At 46.3% G+C, this 17,833-nt stretch carries 16 protein-coding genes; 7 read left to right on the top strand and 9 right to left on the bottom strand.

Translation table 11 applies throughout. The annotated features are described in order from the left end of the window. Positions 1 to 80: 80 nt before the first annotated feature. A complete protein-coding gene (locus tag AZI85_RS07215) occupies positions 81 to 350 on the top strand; it encodes a DUF936 domain-containing protein (RefSeq protein ID WP_253696888.1) in 270 nt (89 codons plus the stop codon). Here the strand turns inward: AZI85_RS07215 and AZI85_RS07210 are convergent. From AZI85_RS07210 to AZI85_RS07190, 5 genes are all read right to left on the bottom strand, one after another. Further along, positions 347 to 1,225 (bottom strand): RsmB/NOP family class I SAM-dependent RNA methyltransferase, encoded by an 879-nt coding sequence (locus AZI85_RS07210; protein ID WP_063243452.1) that lies wholly within the window; start codon positions 1,223 to 1,225, stop codon positions 347 to 349. The genes AZI85_RS07215 and AZI85_RS07210 overlap by 4 nt on opposite strands. A gap of 56 nt (positions 1,226 to 1,281) precedes the next feature. Continuing rightward, positions 1,282 to 2,709 carry a sensor histidine kinase gene (locus AZI85_RS07205; protein WP_063243451.1) on the bottom strand — a complete coding sequence of 476 codons (1,428 nt, stop codon included), beginning with the start codon at positions 2,707 to 2,709 and terminating at the stop codon, positions 1,282 to 1,284. Continuing rightward, positions 2,706 to 3,407 (bottom strand): response regulator transcription factor, encoded by a 702-nt coding sequence (locus AZI85_RS07200; RefSeq protein ID WP_253720894.1) that lies wholly within the window; start codon positions 3,405 to 3,407, stop codon positions 2,706 to 2,708. The genes AZI85_RS07205 and AZI85_RS07200 overlap by 4 nt, the downstream gene beginning before the upstream one ends. After that, the gene (phoU, locus tag AZI85_RS07195; protein ID WP_063243450.1) at positions 3,400 to 4,065 is read right to left on the bottom strand and encodes a phosphate signaling complex protein PhoU; all 666 of its coding nucleotides are present in this window, start codon (positions 4,063 to 4,065) and stop codon (positions 3,400 to 3,402) included. Before phoU ends, AZI85_RS07200 begins: the two co-directional genes overlap by 8 nt. Before the next feature lie 167 nt (positions 4,066 to 4,232). Beyond that, entirely contained in the window at positions 4,233 to 5,288 is a 1,056-nt protein-coding gene (locus AZI85_RS07190; protein ID WP_063243449.1) for a hypothetical protein, read from the bottom strand. 53 nt (positions 5,289 to 5,341) lie between these two features. Between AZI85_RS07190 and AZI85_RS07185 the strand changes: the two genes are divergently transcribed. Beyond that, positions 5,342 to 6,262, top strand: coding sequence for a Ppx/GppA phosphatase family protein (locus AZI85_RS07185; RefSeq protein WP_063243448.1), 921 nt, complete (start codon positions 5,342 to 5,344; stop codon positions 6,260 to 6,262). Here the strand turns inward: AZI85_RS07185 and sixA are convergent. Beyond that, on the bottom strand, positions 6,259 to 6,765 hold the full coding sequence (sixA, locus tag AZI85_RS07180; protein WP_063243447.1) for a phosphohistidine phosphatase SixA: 507 nt from the start codon (positions 6,763 to 6,765) through the stop codon (positions 6,259 to 6,261). The genes AZI85_RS07185 and sixA overlap by 4 nt on opposite strands. A gap of 1 nt (position 6,766) precedes the next feature. Then, the gene (ppk1, locus tag AZI85_RS07175) at positions 6,767 to 8,929 is read right to left on the bottom strand and encodes a polyphosphate kinase 1 (RefSeq protein ID WP_063243446.1); all 2,163 of its coding nucleotides are present in this window, start codon (positions 8,927 to 8,929) and stop codon (positions 6,767 to 6,769) included. Positions 8,930 to 9,006: 77 nt separating this feature from the next. On the opposite strand from ppk1, the gene thiL reads away from it, so the two are divergent. Together thiL and AZI85_RS07165 are read left to right on the top strand one after the other, a co-directional pair. After that, positions 9,007 to 9,957: a thiamine-phosphate kinase gene (thiL, locus tag AZI85_RS07170; protein WP_063243591.1), complete on the top strand. Its 951-nt coding sequence runs from the start codon at positions 9,007 to 9,009 to the stop codon at positions 9,955 to 9,957. Between the two features lie 81 nt (positions 9,958 to 10,038). Beyond that, positions 10,039 to 10,578 (top strand): PilZ domain-containing protein, encoded by a 540-nt coding sequence (locus AZI85_RS07165; protein WP_063243590.1) that lies wholly within the window; start codon positions 10,039 to 10,041, stop codon positions 10,576 to 10,578. Here the strand turns inward: AZI85_RS07165 and AZI85_RS07160 are convergent. Further along, the gene (locus AZI85_RS07160) at positions 10,575 to 11,474 is read right to left on the bottom strand and encodes a LysR family transcriptional regulator (RefSeq protein ID WP_063243445.1); all 900 of its coding nucleotides are present in this window, start codon (positions 11,472 to 11,474) and stop codon (positions 10,575 to 10,577) included. The genes AZI85_RS07165 and AZI85_RS07160 overlap by 4 nt on opposite strands. 99 nt (positions 11,475 to 11,573) lie before the next feature. Here AZI85_RS07160 and AZI85_RS07155 point away from each other — a divergent pair, with 99 nt between their 5' ends. After that, the gene (locus AZI85_RS07155; protein WP_063243444.1) at positions 11,574 to 12,173 is read left to right on the top strand and encodes a YceI family protein; all 600 of its coding nucleotides are present in this window, start codon (positions 11,574 to 11,576) and stop codon (positions 12,171 to 12,173) included. A 66-nt stretch (positions 12,174 to 12,239) separates the two neighbouring features. Here AZI85_RS07155 and AZI85_RS07150 read toward each other — a convergent pair whose 3' ends face one another. Then, entirely contained in the window at positions 12,240 to 15,392 is a 3,153-nt protein-coding gene (locus tag AZI85_RS07150; protein WP_063243443.1) for an efflux RND transporter permease subunit, read from the bottom strand. Between the two features lie 208 nt (positions 15,393 to 15,600). Here AZI85_RS07150 and AZI85_RS07145 point away from each other — a divergent pair, with 208 nt between their 5' ends. Beyond that, positions 15,601 to 16,374 (top strand): hypothetical protein, encoded by a 774-nt coding sequence (locus tag AZI85_RS07145; RefSeq protein WP_253720893.1) that lies wholly within the window; start codon positions 15,601 to 15,603, stop codon positions 16,372 to 16,374. Then, a complete protein-coding gene (locus AZI85_RS07140) occupies positions 16,368 to 17,828 on the top strand; it encodes a TolC family protein (protein ID WP_063243442.1) in 1,461 nt (486 codons plus the stop codon). The genes AZI85_RS07145 and AZI85_RS07140 overlap by 7 nt, the downstream gene beginning before the upstream one ends. Positions 17,829 to 17,833: the final 5 nt, after the last annotated feature.

The following is a 17,833-nucleotide window of genomic DNA, read 5'->3' as shown; positions in this document are numbered from 1 at the left end:
AGTCTATTGAAACATCCTTTGGACCAAATTTCTATGGGTGATGCTCAGGTTCGTAAGGGGAAATCCGATAGTTGTTTTGTATGAACACAGATTTGCTATTAAAAATGATCGAAACGCAGCTTCAAGAAACCAAGAACATGCGTGAAAAGACGCCCGACTTCATCAACAAGATCGTGCATCTTTACACCCTTCAACTGATGAAACAAGGAAATATCCCCTTGGATTTCATGGAAGACGTTCTTGCCGACGTAGAAGCTGAAACGATCGAGATCTATCGCAAAAAAACTTACGGCTATTTGACTTTAGAAGACTATCGCCGCCACAAGTTTCGTCAAAAAAACGACAACTAAGTTTTCTCTATAATTGAAAAATAAAGCGGGCCAAAACCGCATTGATCCGGCAAGTAGACCACGCCGAATTCAGTGCGCTCTCCGCCCACACCTAAAGACGCCTCCACTAATCTGACGGCGTCTTTTTTCTTTTTAAGAAGCTTCTTGATGACTTCATCATTTTCCGCCGGACTAATGGAACACGTCGAATAAACGATACGTCCACCGGGCTTCACGGCCAAGAGTGCGGCTGCCAACAAAGAGTACTGACGTGATGCCAAGTGCTCTGTTCGTCGCGGGCTCCACTCTTCTTGCGCCGTTTTGTTTTCTAAGATGTGACGCTCGCCCGAACAGGGAGCATCCAATAAAATACGATCGAAGCTTTCTGGCTCTTTCAAACCAAATTGCACACCGTCTTTACCCGTCACCCACACGCGATCACGCACATCGCGCGGAACATACTGTTGAATTACTTTTTTTAGACGCTCGCGACGCTCTGGAGAAAGGTCATTGCAAAAGATCTCGCCATCGTCTTTCAAGGACTCAATCAAGACCAGGCTTTTACCCCCCGGAGCTGCACACATATCAAGAACGCGGTCGCCTGACTGAACATCCAAAGCTCGCGCGACCATGACGCTGGCTGGATCCATGATGTAAATATCTAGAAGTTCATCTGCATTGCGCTCGGGCTGCACATGCTGGCCAGAAGGAATCCAATAACAGCCGGAAAGCTCTGGTTTTTCAGGGAACGAGCTCCATTTTTTTACCGAAAGATCTTCCACAGGGCTTAAATTATTTTTACGCGCGACTTGCTGTTCGCCCTTCACCAAAGCTTCATAAAGTGCGGGCCAACGTTCCCCATAGATTTTCTGGAAATGATCAAAAAATGACTGCATCGACGCATTATAAAGCGCGTCGACGCTGAAGGCAAGGCACGAGGGCCTACGAACCACTAGGTTTTAAGAGGGAAAGTACAGATAAACTCGCAACCTTTGTCGCGACCGCTTTTTACGGAGACCGTTCCGCCATGGCTTTGCATAATATGCTTCACAATAGCCAACCCCAATCCGGTGCCGCCGGCATCGCGAGTCCGCCCTTTATCTATACGATAAAAACGCTCAAACAAACGATCTAAGTGCTCTTCAGGAATTCCCTGGCCATCATCGATCACTCTTAAAATGATCGCGTCTTTTCCGGCTTCCCAACGGATTTGAACCGTTTTACCAGAAGGAATGAATTTTATGGCATTCGAAACCAAGTTTCGCAAAACTTGTTCGACCTTGTGAGCATCCGCCATGAACGGTGGAACGTCGCCTATCACGCGAATGGCGATATTCTTTTCAGCCGCCAGCACAGCCATTTCAGCAAGAATGTGCTCCGAAACTTGAAGCGGATGAATCATTTCTAATTTCAGTTCTGCGTGCGATTCTAAAGTGCTTAAACTTAAAAGGTCGTTCACCAAATCCATCAAGCGATCAATATTCCTAGAAACAATATCTAAGAATTTTCCGGCTTGCTGGATCTGCCCTGTCTTCACGTCTTCTTTCAAAGTATCGACATAGCCCTTGATAGATGTCAGCGGAGTGCGCAATTCATGGGACGCATTTCCGACGAAGTCGATGCGAATCTGCTCAACTTTTTTAAGCTCAGTGATGTCATGGAAGATACCCACCACGCCATAAATATTCTTCGTTTTTTCATTGCGGATTGGATTGACCGAGACCGCAAAATAGCGAGGTTGATTATCCACCAAGGTCGGAAGCTTCACCGTGAAACGCTGCACTTTCCCCTCTTGGATCGTCTTACTAAAACCTTCTAAAACATCCGAAGAACGAATGGCGTCTTTCAAACGCAGAACAGTGGAATTGACTGAATTTGGAGAAATAAATTGTGCTGCAAACTGAGAATTAAAATAAAGAATTTTCTCATCCAAGCTGACGCTGACTAAGCCCTCGGCCACCGCACTCATAAAAGCTTGAGATTCCTCTTGCGCCTGCAGGTATTGAGCTTTGCGTTTTTTCATCTTGCGATGAATATGATTTAAAGCCACGTCCAATTCAGAAATATCATCGACTTCATCATCCAGAAGGTCGTCTTCTTGAGGATCGACTAAACTTCCATAAGTGCGCTTACTGGAAATGCGCAAAGCCTTGAGAATCATACGATGAATAGGTCTTGCGAAACGATACGAAGTCAGAGCCGCGACGATAAGACTGAAAAGAAAGAAATTCAGCAGAGCTTCGTTGTAAACAAACGGACGAACGCGATAGCGAACATCAATGATAGAGATGATGGCGACAAACACAATATTGAAAGCCACCAATTGAGTAAAAAAGAATTTCCAATATACGCGCCAAGGGAATCTTACAAATCGCTTCATGCGATATCTACTTTAACCCTATATCCCACGCCTCGGATAGTCTCAATGCGGTCTCCCCACTCTCCTAACTTCTTGCGTAATCCAAAGACGTGGGTATCAATGGTGCGTCCAACGACATTGATGCCTTCGCCCTGGATATTTTCAATCAGTTGCTCGCGGGTCAAAACAACACCTTGGTTTTGCACCAAAGTCCCCAAAAGCTTGAATTCCGAGGGAGTAAGATGAAGAGGCTCCCCGTTATAGGAGATCTCGTAAGTTTTAAAATTTATACGCAATCCTGACAGCAGAACGTCGTTCTGATCCGCAGGCGGTGAAGCCGTGACTTGAGTACGGCGCAGAAGAGCTTTGATACGAGCCAAGAAAACAGACGGGTTAAAAGGCTTCGTCAGATAGTCGTCGGCCCCTTTTTCAAGACCGGACACGATGTCATTAGGCTCGGCTTTAGCCGTCACCATCAAAACCGAGGCCTGAGGATTTTTAGCTTTGATTTTATCGACGATTTCAACACCGCTCAGACCTGGCAGCATCCAATCAAGAACATAGACATGAAAACTTTGGCGGTTCATTTCGTTCAGTGCTTCTTCAGCCGATGAACACTCCGTCACGCGATAGCCTTGTCTTAAAAGATGCAAGGCCATGAGCTCGCGGATTTCTTGCTCATCTTCTACCACTAGCACTTGAATCGAATTGTCAGCCAAACTTGCCCCCGTGTCGCACGTCTTTACCAGTAAACGCAAAAATCACGTCTTCAGCGATATTTGTCGCATGATCACCTAAACGTTCCAGATTCCTTGCGATTAAAATCAAATCCAAACCCGCCTCGACATCTTCCGAGTGCGATTTCATGTGGGCCATGCAGTCTTTAAAAACTTTATTCTTCAAATGGTCGACTTCATCGTCCATCATCAGAATCTTTTTAGCCTGCTCCACATCTCCACGAACAAAACAGTCCAAGGAGCCCTTCACCATTCTTCCTGCAATCTCAGACATCTTTTGAATGTCACCCAACTGCGCCGGAATCGGTTTACGACCTAGATAGTCTTTACCAGTGTGAGAAATATTCACGGCCTGGTCGCCCATGCGTTCAAGGTCGTTATTAATTTTAATAACCGAAAGGATCAAACGCAGATCCTTCGCAACCGGCCCTTGTTTTGCCAAAAGCTGCATGCACGCATTATCGACTTTGATATGATCTTCGTTGATCAGTTTCTCAATCGCGTGAACGCCTTCGAACAATGAAAGGTCTTTCGACAACAAGGCCGCCGTTGCTTGCGCTAGGGATTTTTCAACGTGACCACCCATAAGAAGAATCATCTTTTTTAGGTCTTCAATGAGAGTATCAATTGCTCTTTCCATGGCATTCCATTCCAGCACTTGGCTTTGGTTATAATTATTTACGAAAGAAAAGCACCGCTTAACACGGCATCTCTAGGGATTCTAACAGAATCCTAACACAGTTAAGAAGTCATTTCATAATCCTCGACGCCTCTGTAACGCTAAGGCGTGGGATTAGGGAACTCTCTTTAAAACAGAACTTGCGCTGCCAACTCGACTTTAGAGCGATCTCTCACTCCCGGTGCGTAGTTTTCAGCATAACGAGTATAATCGACCGCAAAAGCCGCCTTGATATCTTCGCTCACTTGATAACCCAAAGAGGCTAGAATCGTTTGTAAATCCTTGCCATCCTCATTGGCCATCGCATCCAAATAGTCATAACGAAGCAGCACTTCCGCTTTGGGACCCGTGCTAATCACAGTATAAACACTTGCCGCCCGACCTTCCACGGATTGCCCCAGGAAGTCGGTCACGTCCACGGACTCGGCGATTTTCAAATCACTGATCGCGTCCGCAGGGTCTTTCGTCATCAGAAGTTCAAGACCTGCGATAAAGCTGTCTTCCTTGTCGTACTCAAGTAAAGCCTGAATACGCTCTTTCACGGCAGCACTTCCTGAATACTTGTCATAACTTCCGCGCACGTAATTGAAAGACAGACTTAAAGGAGACCACAGTGTGAAACGCGCAAACAACGCGGCTTCTTTCTGCGAACCTTCTTCCTTTTCGTTGGCGCCTTCGCCGTTAGCCAATGACAAAGCCCACTCTCCCCAATCTGCCGGCAACTGGGACATAAACGAAACACCCAAATCCGAATAGTTCAGGTATCTCCACTTTTCTGTGATAGCCCAGGCATCAGTTCCTAAAAAACGATAACCGTATTGCTCATATTGAGCTTCTTGCCATGTTTGTGGAATTAAACCGGCGCGAAGTGCGTGCATGCCGCTAAAGACGCTCACCAAATCCAAGTAGGCTTCACGCACACGCACTTCAAAACGCTCGTCAGAGTTTATTTCTTGCTCTGAGCCTTCGAGTGTTAATACCAACAAATTATCATCCTTCAAGGGAGCCTCGAAGTTTAAAAACAAACTGGGAATGTTAAAAGCACTATTGCCACGCTCTCCCGTCGGAAGATTCCAAACAGTGGCGGAAATATCCACCTCACCCGAGATTTCTAAGTCCGACAAAGCGTTTGCCTGCGAAGAGGCAAAAAGCAAAAATAAAAAGGCAAAACTGTATTTTTTCATGCCTCTTATGCTGCCAGTTTTATATACTATTGCCAAGGATGGAGAAGTTTATCGTGTCACGTCGTTTGTCTGCTATTGATATTGGTTCTAACGCAATTCGCATGATGATTGCTGATGTTTCTGAAAACTCTCCGACGTTGCATGTGGTAAAAAAATTTCGCGCGGCGGTTCGCTTAGGCCACGACGTCTTCACAGAAGGTTTAATTACGCCTTCAACAATTGAAAGCGCCAAAGCCGCCTTCCACCAGTATGCTGAAACCAATAAAAAGGAACACGTCGTGCGCTGCCGAGCCGTGGCCACCAGCGCCTGCCGGGAAGCTAAAAACCGTCAGCATTTTGTGGACGAAATCTTTAAAAGCTCGGGCATTAAAATTGAAATTATTGATGGCGGCGAAGAAGGCCGCCTGATTCACCAGGCGGTTCGTAACGAAATCGATTTAGACAGCAAAAAAAGCATGCTGATTGATATTGGCGGCGGCAGTGTCGAGGTCACTTTTTCTAAAGGCGATAAAATGATCGCGACCAAGTCTTTTCCCATGGGAACAGTCCGCATTTTAGAAAATCTGACAAAAAGAAAGCTCGATGAAAGCCATCTCAACATTGTCTTGGGAGAATTCCTGGCTGACTTGGGCGAGCATATTTATAAAAACTGCGATCACGATCCCGTGGATTTTGCCATCGGCACCGGTGGAAACCTAGAATGCTTAGGAAAATTGAAGGTGGATCTTTTAAAGAAGACGCCACACACCTTTTTAACTTTGCCAGAGCTTTCAGAAATTATTGCCAAGCTGCGTGCTCTTAAGGTGAAAGAACGCATCGAAAAATTAAAACTTCGTCCGGACCGAGCCGATGTCATCGTCCCTGCAGCAATGCTGGTTGAAACCATTATGCGCCAAGCAGAAACGCAAAAGATTCTCATCCCAAGTGTGGGCCTGCGCGATGGGTTGATTTGGGATATGGCAAAATCCCGTTAATCGACTAAAAATTTAGGTGGAATTGAATAGAGCAACTGCGCCCCGCCCGCTTCGGCGTGAGCAAAGGACTCAAGCTCTAATGCAATAATGCCGCTTTTTTTAAGGTCAATAAAGCTTTCGGTTTTTCCTGTTAACATGTAGCTAGCAAAAGAACTTAAATGAGGCTCATGTCCCACAATGGCAATGCGCTTCGCATGACGAACTTGCGTGCGCATCCATTTCAAAAAAGCCTGGGGCGGACTGTGAGGGACTAATTCCGGTGCTTCAACGACTTTAGTTTCAAAGTAAATTTGCGAGATGATTTCGGCGGTCTGCCTTGCGCGCGTTAAAGGACTGGAAACAATAAGATCCAATTCCTTCACGTGGTCGCGAAGTTCAACACAGACTTTTTGCATCTTTTTTCGCCCTTTTAAAGTCAAAGGACGAAAATGATCTTCCAAGCCTTTCTTTTTAAACTCTTCGCGCTCTTCCGCAACAGCATGTCGAATGATGATAAGTTCCACGTTAATCGGCCCCTGAGTGACTATCCTCAACCAATGTAACGCGAGCTTTCGCCATTTGCATCAAAGTTTGGTGAATTCCCGGATCTGTAGAGTTGCGTCGTGTATAAGTCCCGTCCGAATTCATGTGCCATGATTGACGCTGCTCTTTTACACAGAGATTTAAAATCTCCCAGCACTTTTCTTTTAAATTTCGATCTAAAATAGGCACTATAGCTTCTACGCGGGCATGCAGATTGCGATACATCCAGTCTGCTGAGCCTAAATAGAACTCTCCATCAACGGGATCTTTAGCGCCATTTCGGAAATAGAAAAGACGTGAATGCTCTAAGAATCTGCCAATGATGGAACTGACTCGAATGCGCTCACTCATTCCAGGCACTCCCGGGCGTAAGCAACAAAAACCTCTGACAATCATGTCAATATCGACACCCTTTTGCGAAGCCGCGTACAGAGCGACCGCGATGTCATTTTCTTCAAAGTTATTAAACTTCGCGATAATTTGCGCGGGCTTGCCGTGTTTTGCATGTTCAGCTTCACGCTCAATCATCGCTTTAAAGCGAGTGAACATATTCACTGGCGCAATCAAAAGATTCTGATAGTTGCTCTTTAAGGAACGACCGGTCAGATAGTGGAAAAACTCAACAATGTCGCTGGTGATTTCTTCGCGAGCCGTCAGCAACCCTAGATCCGTGTAAAAACGCGAAGTCGTGACATTGTAGTTCCCAGTCCCGATGTGCGCATAGCATTTTAGACCTTCTTGCTCTTGGCGAACGACCAATGCGGTTTTTGCGTGAGTCTTTAACCCCACTACTCCGTAAACAACGTGAACGCCCGCATTTTCAAGCTCTGTCGCCCAATAAATATTTCTTTCTTCATCGAAGCGGGCTTTGAGCTCGACTAAGCAGACAACTTGCTTTCCCTGTTCAGCAGCTCGGATCAAGGCTTTGATGAAAGGACTGTTGTCGCCCGTACGATACAAAGTCATTTTGATCGCCAGAACCTTCGGGTCCTCAGAGGCCACCCGAATGAAATTTTCTACAGAAGCTTTGAAGCTTTCGTAAGGATTGTGCACCAACTGATCCGACATTTTGATTGCGTTAAAAATTCCGGCTCCGTCTTCAGCAAAGGCTGGCGACACAACGGGGGTGTACGGCTCAAACTTTAATTTTGGAAGATTTAAGTCGGCAATGATTCCCAGATCCGTAAAGTCGAGCATGCTCGGCAATTCGTAGATGTCATCTTCTGTGAGCTCTAACTCTTCCATCAAAAACTTCAGCATCCAAGGATCTGGTTTCGGCCCATGCTCTAGGCGCACGACTTCGGCAAAACGACGTTGACGAAGTTCTTCCTCAATCGCCTCTAAAAGATCTTCAGCATCTTCCTGGTCCTGATCAGAGTCGGCATTGCGTGTAAGACGAAATGGCATGACATCCAAAACTTGCATCGAAGGAAATAGATCCGCCAGGTTTTCTTTGATCACTTCTAACATACTGACGAAACGGTACACCGAGGATTCAGGGTCTACGCGAATCCACTGCGGTAATACCTTAGGAATTTTTACGCGCGCAAAAAGTTTGTCTTCCGTGTGCGGGTGCTTCAAAGTCACACCCAAAGAGATCGAAAGATTTGAAATAAACGGAAAAGGATGGCCCGGATCGACCGACAAAGGTGTCAGTACCGGAAACACATTCTTGTGATAATACTTTTTGACCTGCTCTTTTTCTTTATCTGAAAGCTCACTCCATGTAAGAAGAAAAATTTCCTCTTTTTCTAAAGCGGGCTTCAAGCTTTTGCTAAAACAGTGCGCTTGGTCCTGCAACATCGGATTTACGTAAGAACGAATTTCCTGCAACTGATGCAAGGGGGTTTTTCCATCGGCTGACTTCGGAGAGATGCCGTAAGCGACGTGACGTTTTAATCCGCCCACACGCTTCATAAAAAACTCATCTAAGTTAGAGCCTGAAATACTTAAGAAACGCACGCGCTCTAAAAGTGGATTGCGCACATCTTCCGCTTCCGCCAAGACACGGCGATTGAAATTCAGCCATCCGATTTCACGACTTGAAAATAAACTTTCAGATGACAGAGGATGTTCAACAACCTTCGGCTTGCGCGTGGACTGTTTCTTAGATGTTCTTTTCGGCGAAGCTTTTGGCGTGTTCAAAGAATCCTCCTTGACTCTTGCTTCGTATATTTCACAATAAAGCCAATTTTTTGGCAATGTCTTCCCAGGAAAACGGCATGCGCAATACTCCAAAAGAATGGTCACTCATAGATAAGATTCGACAAAGGGTCCAGCGTCCAAATGACCACACTGTCGTTCCTTTGGGCGATGACGCCTTTGTTTTTAAAAATTTCCCGGGCTATTCCGTGATCTGCCAAGACATGATGGTTGAAAACGTGCACTTTCGACTCGACTACTGTACCGCCGAAGACTTAGGTCACAAAGCTTTAGCCGTTAATTTAAGCGACATCGCGGCGATGGGAGCCCGACCTCACTTCGCGCAAGTCTCACTAGCCCTTCCCAAAAAAATAACGGAATCTTGGCTTGACGCTTTTTACAAAAGCATGAGCGAAATGGCTGATAAATGCGGCTGCGAAATTGTCGGCGGCGATCTGACTTTTTCAGATGACAAGTTAGTGATTGATGTCAGCGTACATGGTTCCTGCGAAAAACCACTGACTCGCAAAGGGGCCTGCGTCGGAGACCTTCTTTTAAGCAGCGGACCATTGGGACTTTCGCACACAGGACTCTTAGCTTTACAAAAAAATCTTGAAGGCTATGCAACCGCAAAGACAAAACATCTGCGCCCTGAACCCCGTTTGGATTTAGTCCAAGATTTGATCGCTCGTCGCTTCGAAGTTCACGCCGTGATGGATTGCAGTGACGGTTTGGTGAACGATGCTCTTCGTTTACCGCCTGAAAATGCCGGCATCACATTCTTCAAAGAAAGTCTGCCTTTGCATGAAGAGACTTTAGAACTTGCAAGAAAACTAAACATCCCTGCTTCCGACTTTGTCCTTTGGGGTGGTGAAGACTACGAACTTCTTATCGCCATCCCTGCCGACTGCTACGGGCACTTTTCTAAATGGCATATGGTGGGGCAATTCACATCGGAAAAAGGTGTGTTTTTAAGTGACAAAAACTCGAAAGAAGAAATTCCAGAGTTCAAAGGCTGGAAACACTTTTAATTGAGCGTCTCAGAGTGAGAATCGCCCGGTAAAGTGGGAAAGCTTCTTCAGACGTCGGGCTCTTTTTCCGAAAAGTTCTGTATGACGAGTCTTGCACGCTATCATGGCCGATCCCCGCGATACATCCTCGACACTGAGGACGAAAGTCTTATTCGCGTCGCAGGTCCCAAGCAAGTTCCTTGGGAAGAAGGCACAGAAATTAAGAATGTTTCTTTAACGGGTTTGGCGTTCACGGCGCCCGATGATCTTTGCCCGCTTTTGGGCGAAGTCGTGAAGATTCAATTTGTGCCTCCGGGTGCAAAACAGATGGCGTGTTATGGTATCGTCACTCGCTTGGAAAATATTTCTGAATCTCGCACCCTTGTAGGCGTTCACTTCTATAAGCTCGAGATGTCGCAAAGAATTGTTCTGGCTCAAGGCTTGGCTCGCAAATTCAAAGAAAACCAAGAGCGCAGCGAGATCGATGGTCTTTTAAATCGCACACGCCCGAAAGTAAGTTTAGCGAATCTGCCCCAACTCGTGATGATGGGGCTTTTGGCGACTTTGTGGTGTGGAGCTATCTGGAGTCTCTTGCGCTTTGAATACGTCGGACTTTATAAAAAGCTTCTGGGTCTTTTCTAAGACTGCGCTAAAGTTTCCTTCAATCTTTTTGCAATAAACTCTGTGAATTTTTTGATCTTCAGCGGAACTTCTTTTTGATCCGGGGTCACGATATTAATGGGCACTTCAGGCCCCCGCAAATTCTTGTGCACGTGAACAAGCCTTCCTGAGCGCAAATGATCTACACACAGGAATTCCGGCACGAACGCAAGACCCTTACCTAAAAGAGCAAACTCCACCAAGGCCCCTGGATTGTTCGCCCGAAAGACATAATTCGGCTTGATATCGATCTTTTTGGAATCAGACGCGCGCACGACTTCAATGCCCCGGCCCGACATTCCAACAAAGGGCAGATGACTTAATTGCGAAACCTCTTCCCAACTGCGATAGCGTTCTAAAAATCCTGGCGTCGCGACGAAAATATTTTTTACCGATCCCACCTTGCGGGCTCTTAAAGAACTGTCCTTCAAAGTACCAACACGGATCGCAACATCGACAGATTCCTTCACAAGATCAATATAGGCTTGGCTGAGTTGAAGTTCGAAGAAGACGAGAGGATAGGTTTTTGAAAACTCGTCTAAAAGTGGCGGCAAGTTCTTGACCCCCATATCGTCGGGAGCGGTGACTTTGATTAAACCCGAAACTTCCGCCGTGGCTTCACTGACTTCGTTCGACAGATTTTCCAAACCTTCAATAAGACCTTGAGCGCGCTCGTAAAACTGCCGGCCTGTTTCTGTCAGTTGAAATTGCCGCGTTGTTCGATAGATCAGCTGCACACCCAGGTCTTTTTCTAACGCCGCAAGCTTACGACTGATGCGTGACTTTGGCTGGTGCATTAACTGCGCGGTTTTAGTGAAGCTTCCGGTCTTCACCAGTCTCACAAAGGTACGGATTTGGTTTAAATCTAATTGTTCCATATACGCAACAGTCTATCGCAATACTGTCACCTTACGCAATAATCAAAATCACACGATACTAAGCAAGTCTTTTACAGACTTCTTAAAGGAGAACTACAGATGAAAAAGCTAGTATTAAGTGCGTTGATGACAGTGATCAGTGCTTCCGCGTTCGCAAAAAGCATTCCGGCTGGGACTTATACAATTGACACAGCCCACTCTAAAGTCGGTTTCGAAATCCCCCATTTGGTGATTGCAACAGTTGAAGGCCGCTTTACCGGTTTTGATGGCGCGATCGTGATTGATCCGAAGCTTGAAAAATCAAAGGCCAATTTGAATGTCGATGTTGCGACCATCAACACGGACAACAAAGACCGCGACGATCATTTAAAAAGCCCGGACTTCTTTGACGTGGCTAAAAATCCGAAAATGACATTTGTTACCAAGAAAGTCATCGGCACAGCTGATAAATTGAAACTCGTTGGAGACCTGACTTTAAAAGGCAAAACGAAAGAAGTGACTTTAGATGTAAAATATCTAGGTGACGTGAATGATCCATTCGGAAATCACAAAGTGGCTTTTTCAGCCAGCGGTCTTATCAACCGTAAAGACTTCGGTTTGACTTGGAGTAAAGCCGTTGAAGCCGGTCCGGTCGTTGGTGACGAAGTTACTTTGATTATTAAAATCGAAGCGAACAAACCTATCGAGAAAAAAGGCTAAGAGTTTTTGATTTCGCCAAATAAAAAAGGGAAGCAAATGCTTCCCTTTTTTTTGCGCCTTAAAGACCTAAGCGTCTAAAGCTTCATTCCCCACAGCTGCAAAAGCCTGCTTCGTTTTCTCTCGCACTTCATCGCGAGTTTTAAATTTATCCATCAAAGAATAAACCACCGGGACCACGAACAAAGTCAAAGCTGTCGAAACAAATACGCCCCCGATCAGACAAATCGCCATCGGTCGCATTGTTTCTGAGCCGGCCCCGGTCGCGGTTGCTGAAGGAATCGCGGCGGCAATCGTCGCAATGGATGTCATGAGGATCGGACGAAGACGAATCGGACACGCCTCAATCAAAGCGGCGTTGGCTTCATTAGTTCCCCGGTCGCGCACCGTGTTCGTAAACTCGATAAGAAGGATCGAGTTCTTTTTTACGATCCCCATCAAAAGCAGCAAACCGATCATCGAGAACATGTTCAGCGATTGCCCCGTAATCAAAAGCGCGAAGAAGGCTCCACTGAAGCTGAACGGCAAAGCCATCAAGATCGTTACCGGATCAATGAACGAGTTGAACTGACTTGCTAGCACCATGTAAGCAATGATCAGGCCCAAGACCAAGGCGAAGATCAAACTTTCAAAAGACTCTTTAAAGGTCTTAGAACTTCCACCCTGATCGATCATATAACCGGGCTCTAACATTTTCTTCGCGGTGGCTTCGACAAAGTTCATCGCCGCTTGTTGCGATACACCCGGCTTCATATTTGCCGTGATTGTGATCGCACGTTGACGGTTGGAACGCGAGATCGATTGAAGACTTGAGCCTTCAACCTCTTTCGTCACACGCGGCAGAGGAATCAAATTGCCGCGGCTGTTACCTACGAACAAAGTTTTAATTTCGTCCATAGGTTTACCTTGATCTAAAAGCTTCACCTTGATGTCGTAACGGTGACCGCCTTGAGGATACTCCCCGACTTTCACTCCGCCAATCAGCGCATTCACCGTTGAACCGATCGAGTTGATACTCACACCATGCTGAGCCGCTGCCACGCGATCCGGCTGCACCTGAATTTCTGGCATACCCAAAAGATAGTTGGAATCCACGTCGACCATCAGGCCGCTGTTTTCCATCTCTTTCATCATTTGCTCGGTGTATTTTGCAAGTTTGTCCCAATCTGAACCCAAAAGTGTGAACTCAATCGGGTAACCACGACCGCCCGAGAAGCCCTGTTGAGACAAGTCCATAAGAACCGGGCGCACATCAGGAATCTTTGCTAACTCTTTACGCGCAATCTGCATAAATTCTTGCTGAGAAAGAACCTTACCAGAAGCCGGATCTTTTCCACGCTGAGGTTTTTCTTTCAGTGTCACGAACATCATCGTCGTGTTGGCATCAGAAATACCGCCGCCAAAGCCACCGATCGCCGCATATACTTTTTCAACTTCAGGACGAGCCATCAGCCACTGTTCGGCCTTCAAAGTTTGTGCGTTCGTGTAAGCTAAGGATGTCCCAACCGGTAAAATCAAACGAGCGATAAAGATACTTTGATCTTGTGCTGGCGACATTTCTTTATTCAAGAATTTGATCGACACAAAAGACACCGCCACGAACACCAAAGATCCAGCCAGGACCTTCCAACGATGTTGAAGGCAGATGCGCAACCATTTGTCGTAAGAAACTTTGAGACCTTCCATGAAGGCTTCGAAAGCGCGACCGATCTTTGTCGTTCTTTCACCGTGATGAACAAAACCCGCACAACGCATGGGCGTGATCGTCAATGATTCTACCAACGAAAGGAAAACCGCGATCGAGATCGTGACCCCGAACTGCATAAAGAACTTTCCGATGATGCCTTTCATGAAGGCAACCGGAAGGAAGATCGCGATAACCGCAGCCGTCGCCGCCATCGCCGCAAACGAAATTTCGCGGGCCCCCAGAATCGCGGATTCAATACGACCCCGTCCATTCTCGTTATACCGGAAGATATTCTCTAGAACCATGATCGCGTCGTCGACGACGATACCAATCGCAAGTGTAAGACCTAATAGAGTGAACGTATTTAGCGTGTACCCGAGGAAATACAAACCGATAAACGCACCTAAAAGTGATGTCGGAATGGAAAGAAGAACGTTGAAAGTCGCCGACCAGCTACCCAAGAAAAGCCAACACACCAAAGAGGTCAGTACCACAGCTAACATCAAGTGCTTATTCAATTCATGCACGGATTGCTCGATGAACTTTGTACTGTCAAAGTTCACGTGGATTTTCATACCCTCTGGAAGCTGAGGTTGAATCTCTTCAATTTTTTCTTTCACCGCACTCGCTACGGCCACGGCATTTGTACCACGTTGTTTACGGATACCTACACCGAGAGCCGGCTGACCGTTAAAGCGCGACATTCTGGTGATTTTATCAAGTCCCATGCTGGCATCCGCGACTTGATTGATTTTCACCATGTTCGTCGGATCAGCCACTGTCACACCGGCGCGACGACTGATGACGATAGAACGGAATTCCTCTTCAGTTTTCGCTTCACCCATCGTACGAACGTTGAAAGTTTTTTTGTCGGTCTCGATATAACCACCCGGAAGCTCCGAGTGCTCATTGCGAACTGCATCCATCACGTCGTTAACAGAAATATTGTAACGAAGAAGATCTTTTGGGCGCACATGCACACGCATCACCGGATCCGTGTAACCACCTAAGAAAATGTCACCGACACCTTCAACCGTTGTGAAGCGGTCGCGCAGATAATCGCGGGCATAGCTCATCAAAAATTCGGGATCGTTTTTATCGTAAGTCAGAGCCAACCACAAAATGGGCTGGTCATCAGGATTCGTTTTTGAAAGGGTCGGAGGATCCACATCGTCCGGTAAAAGACGTTGAGTCGCCGCGACCTTGGCTTGCACATCTTGCAAAGCGACGTCGATATTGCGATCAAGGTCAAACTCCACCGTGATTGACGCATTTCCCGTCTTACTGCTGGATTTGATCGACTGAATACCTTCGACGGTCATGAGGGCACTTTCGATAGGATCCACGACTTGCGTTTCCATCACCTCAGGTGCTGCACCGTCCAATGTGACACTGACGTTCACTGTAGGAAAATCGACGTCAGGCATTTGGCTCACGCCCATTCTTGAGAATGAGATCAGTCCGAACATCATCAGACCAAACATCAACATCCAGGCAAAAACGGGATTTTTAATCGAAATATCAGAAAGTTTCATTCGGACCCCTCATAGAAAGAAATCTAGGTAAATCCTGTAAAATAGTCATTACGAATTTAGCAATGGCACGCCCCTGCAAGGCCTTGAAATCAAATAAAAATTTGGTCCCCTTAGGAGGCTCATCGAAGTGTTGACACCGCCACGGTGGGGGGCTATTCCTGACGCCGCATTTAAATCTAAGGCCAGTCGGTTTTTTAGGGGTGGGATTATGAAACTATCGCTTCTTTTAGCTCTTTCACTTTCCGCAAGCATTTGTGCGGCTCAAGGAAAATCCAAAGTGCAAGCTCCGGCAGCTCCAGAGCTTACGATGCGTGAAAAAGCCATCGCCGAATCTCAATCAGAAAGTAAGAAACAAGTTTCTGCCAGCGACGCTCAAGTTTCAGGAATGTTGACGTTGAAAGATCCGCGTCCTGAAGTCGTGACTCGTTCATGGTCTTACTTTGCAGCGTTCACCGGTCAAACTTTCCAAGCCGAGGGGACTGTTTCTAAAGAAGGTTCGGGCGTTTTCAATTTAGGCAACAATAGCCAAACATTTATGCCCGGCCTTGAATTGGGTGTGATCAGCACACCTCTACAAACTAAAGCTCTTCTTTGGAAGTTCGGCGTTCGCGCGAAAGCGGGTTTCACTTCGCAAGAAACAGATGTGAAGTTGGAATCTGGTTACGAAATCAACGACGCTCGCTTGAACACGACAGTTTTCAGCGGTGGACCCGTGGTCGCCATGTCTTGGGATCGCTTTGACTGGTTGTCTTTGACGGTATCTCCGCAATTTGGAAGTGTTATCTACACACAATCAAGCTCTAACGATTTTGCGGCTTTCTCAAAACAAGCCAGCTTTGATTCTTGGGGTTACGGACTTGATGTGGCGTTTTCAAAAAAATGGTCCGTATTTACAGAGTATTCTCAAAAAAGTCTTAAAGGCAGCAATGAAATCGCGCTTCAACGCGACAACTTTGAATTAGGAACAAAAGTCACATGGTAAAAACATTTCTTGCACTTCTTAGTACGACAGCAATGCAAGGAGCTTATGCCCAAGCTCCTAAGGAAATCACTTTATCTCAAAAAACGGTGGCGGAACTTGTCTTGAAGCAAGGACCGAAAACCAAAGAAGTGAATCTTCGCTACCAAACCTTGCGTTTAACTCCTGTTCAAGCGCTTTCCGCGTATGACTGGAACTTAGCGATTGAAAGTGGTTTCGAATACGATAAATCCGTAGGTCTTTTACAAACATCAGATCCTGTGAACTCAAAATACGAGCGCTATAAAACAACTGCGAGCGTGCAAAAGAACTTCACATCGGGAACTCTTTTGGGAATTGAGCTCAGCCGTCTTTCACAAAAAGTGGACACGGAAGGCTTTGCTTCCAATCCCCCTCCGGCACAACAAACATTGGACAGTGCGGGTCTTATTCTTGAGCAAGCCCTTTTAGGAAACTTCTTCGGGGTCGCGGACCGTGGCACCGTGAATGCGGCGGAACTTACTTATGAAGCGCAAACCGTGGCTCGCGCCAATGAGTTGGAAGACGTGGTTCTTGATGCCATTCGCCAATTCTGGAACTCTTATGTTGCACAAGAGAGCTTCAAAGAGGCTGTGAACTCTCGCGATCGCTATAAAAAACTCGTCGATGCAGTAAAAAGAAAAACGTCTTTGGGTTACTCGAACCCGGGCGACCTTCCTCAAGTACAAGCTGAATTCGAAACACGTGAACAACGTGTAAAAACGACGTCTCGTGATTACTTGAATGCGGTAGAAAATCTTTTGACGCTTTTAAACCTTGAGCCGGGCATGAATGTGAAGTTTGAAATTCCAAACGACATTCCGGCTGTTCCAAAGCTTGTGGAAAAGAAAGTCGAAGAGCTTCGTTTGATCCGTGCGCAAAAACTGAGAGTCGACGCGGCTAAAGAATCTTTGGTTGCTGCCGAATCTTTGTCTTACCCGGATTTGGATTTCGTAGGTCGCGTTTACACAACAGGTGTCGATGAAGACGCCGGAGATTCTTATTCAGAAGTGGTTTCAGGAACTCAGCCTAAGTACTACATGGGACTTCGCTTCCGTTACTACTTCGGATCTGATTTGCAAAACGAAACAGTTATCAATCGTAAGATGACAAAAGACCTTGAAGAAACGCGTTTGCACCGCGCCCTTCTTGAAGCTCAAGATCTTGAGTTCCAAGCAGAACGTAAAGTGCATGCAGCTTATGCGATCGCGACCAGCACGAAAAAACAACGTGAGTTCCGCGAACGCGCTTCGCAAGAGCTGAACCGCTCTTACAATCAAGGCCGTACCGATATTCAAATTTTAATTACAGCTATGAACAATTACTTCGATTCTGAAGTGCAGTACTTCCGTTCTTTGGGTGATTACGCCATCGCCTTGAACGAATGGGCCGCAGCCAGAGACGAACTCATCCCTGACGAAACAGCATCAGGGAAGTAAAAACT

Origin of the sequence: Bdellovibrio bacteriovorus (assembly GCF_001592755.1) — a bacterium.
Lineage (GTDB): Bacteria > Bdellovibrionota > Bdellovibrionia > Bdellovibrionales > Bdellovibrionaceae > Bdellovibrio > Bdellovibrio bacteriovorus_E.
Note: the sequence above shows the minus strand (reverse complement) of the source record. Positions and strands in the feature narration are given on the sequence as shown.